This is a genomic window from Thiocystis violacea, assembly GCF_016583565.1.
Taxonomy (GTDB): domain Bacteria; phylum Pseudomonadota; class Gammaproteobacteria; order Chromatiales; family Chromatiaceae; genus Thiorhodococcus; species Thiorhodococcus violaceus_A.
Genome location: NZ_NRRF01000160.1, coordinates 1 through 2,574 on the forward strand (window position 1 = coordinate 1; position 2,574 = coordinate 2,574).

Below are 2,574 nucleotides of genomic sequence, written 5' to 3' on the forward strand. Positions count from 1 at the left end.
ATCGCTCAGACGCTCGAGCACCGGGTGATCCGCGCGCTCGCGCCAGCGGCGGCGCCAGCGTTGGACCAACGAGCGACTGACCTGCAACGTGGCGGCCGTTTCGTGCATCCCCTTGCCGGCGTCGGCGGCGAGAATGATTCGGGCTCGGATCGCCAGTTGCTGCGCCGTGGTGTGCTGACGCACCAACGCCTCCAACTGGGTACGTTCTTTGTCGGTGAGGGAAACGGGAATCGGGGTGCAGCGTGGCATCGTGTCATCAACTCGTCGGCGAAACTCAAGACAGATGAGTAGGATGCCATCGATCGCCCAGAAACAGTATTAGGACTTTCACTCTAGACCACTAGCCAGCATCAGGGGCGGGGACAATTCGCCGGAGCGTGCAACGGGAGACCTTACCCCAACTTTGGTGGGCGTCGGCTCGGATTCGGGGTGTCAGAAGATCATGACGCAAAGGATGCCTGAAGGCGACGGGGCTGTGGATGCCAGCCAGCGCGACGACCACGGGCGCGCACCGCTCGTTTTCACACTGTGCCGATCGAGTGCTAGGCCGAGTCGATGTCGTCTTTCAAGACCTGGCCCCCCACTCCGCGCTGGCTACTCCGTGTGACCCTGACCACGCAGTTGGGCTTTGAGGCGCTCGATTTCGGCGAGGGCGGCATCCTTCTCTTGCAACGCTTGCTCTTTGGCCGCGCGTTCCTGCTCGGCTTCCGCCTGCAGTTCGTCCAGATGACGTTGGATGCCACGCTGCTCGCGCAGATAGTTCTGGCGCGCCTGGTAGGTGTGGTAAGCGCGCTCTTTCTCGGAGAAGGTCTTGAGGGTGTTCATGGCTTGCGTCATCTCGGGGGTCTGCATCCAGGACGGCAGGGCGCGACTGTCGAGGGCCTCGCCGTCTTTGAAGAATTTCAGCCAGCGCTCCTGCTCGGTGTGGACCTGTTCGGTGTGGAACTTGTTCAACTCCAGCAGCCAGATGCCGCCGTGGTCGAGGAGTGGGCGGGCGTGGGTATCGCGCAGGCGGAAGTCGTGGGCGTAGCCGGGGCGGTCGCGCAGCAGGTCTTCGCCCAGCAGCCAGATGGCGTAGGTGGGCTTGAGGATGCGGTAATCGTCGCCGCTGTGCAGTTGAGAGTGGTAGAGGTCGGTCCAGGTGTAGAGGATGCGCGCCAGGAGGTCGCGATTGACGAGGAGCTGGATTTCGATCTGATGGAGACAGTCGCGCGCATCGCGCGCCTTGACGTCGACGATGCTGAGCTTGTCGTCGAGAAATTCCTTGTCGTTGTACGGATTGAGAATCTCGACCCAGGTAATGGGGGCCGGGAGATCGGGGCCAAGGATGGCGTTGAGAAAGTGGATCAGCAGCGCGCGGTTGGACTCCGCCCCCGGCAGGGCCTTGAACACGCAGTCGATCTTGGGGTCGATGCGATGGTGCATGGGGCGAGTCTAGCCAGCATCAGGGGCGGGGACAATTCGCTGGAGCGTGCAACGGGATGCCTGACCCCGGCTTTCCTAAACGATTGCCCGGTTTTCGGGGTCCACATTAGGCCACGCCGATACACTCGCCAGCGGAGACAGCGACATTCTGGCGGTCAATCCCCAGTTTCAAATCCCCATCCTGACGGTCGCCGAGTTCGCTGATTGGCTATCCGCAGCACAATGACGGGCTTCAGGCGATCATCAATCGTGTAACGGAATTTCTGAAGATGTGGTCTGTGGTCTCCACTCTTCTGGTCACGTGAATGTGCGATGGGAGACCTGGCCCCATCTCCTCGGCCCCATCTCCTCTCTACCCCTGGCGCGTGCCAGAGGCGAGCGGCATCACGTTTGCCGCCGTCCACCGGTAAAGCGCGATTCACCGCCATCCCTGGCCCCACTTGCCCCCTGGATGTGACACGCGCCTGGGACCCTATGTCCGCCCGACCGGTTGTTCCGGTCCAACGCGGGCGGAAAGCGGTGATTAGGTTCATGTCGCAAGAAAAATCCGGAATTCGTTCTGCGCTTGCGCGGAATGTAGGCTAATTAGTCCCCGAAAGGAGGCTTTCGTAAGGTATGTGTAGACCGTCGTGCAAGCGCTTGACCATGCGCAAGCTTAGACTGCGTTTGCGGTTGAGTACTTCGGAGACGCGGCCGCTGGAGCCGATGTAGGGCTCTAAATCCTTAGGAGCTAGTGCAACAGAGTGGAAATCCCGAGACTGTTTAATCATTCATGCTGCGAGCGGCTTTCCCTCATAGGTCCAGCGGAAGGGCTTGGCCAACGTGCGATTGAAGAAGTCGATGAAATCGCTGATGCGTTTCTGAAGGTCGTCGATGGAGGTGAAGTTGCCACGGCGCAGGACTTTGCGCGCCAGGATCGAGAACCACATCTCGATCTGATTGAGCCACGAGGCGTGCTTGGGGGTGAAGTGAAAGACGATGCGATGGCTCGGATCGCTGAGGAACGCGGTGCGCGTGGCCATGGATTTGAGGATGCCGTAGCGCTCCTTCACGCCGAGGTCGCCCTCGAAACCGATGGCCTCGGCGATGAGGCGCACAACCGCCTCGGAGCAATGGATGTTGAGGTTGTCCATGACCAGATGCCACGGG

At 60.8% G+C, this 2,574-nt stretch carries 3 protein-coding genes; all 3 read right to left on the reverse strand.

All coding sequences use genetic code 11. The features are described from left to right. Nucleotides 1–249 (reverse strand): helix-turn-helix domain-containing protein (locus tag CKO23_RS24265; RefSeq protein ID WP_200335997.1); only part of this gene is annotated, 249 nt, incomplete at its 3' end. Nucleotides 250–594: 345 nt separating this feature from the next. Further along, complete coding sequence (locus CKO23_RS24270) at nt 595–1,425, reverse strand: Rpn family recombination-promoting nuclease/putative transposase (protein WP_200336004.1); 831 nt, start codon at nt 1,423–1,425, stop codon at nt 595–597. 770 nt (nt 1,426–2,195) lie between these two features. After that, nucleotides 2,196–2,574, reverse strand: a 379-nt coding sequence (locus tag CKO23_RS24275) for a transposase (protein WP_200333883.1), incomplete at its 5' end; no start/stop codon positions are given.

Coding starts and splice junctions, on each gene's coding strand:
- CKO23_RS24270 (WP_200336004.1), bottom strand. CDS start 1,425: ATGCACCATCGCATCGACCCCAAGATCGACTGCGTGTTCAAGGCCCTG.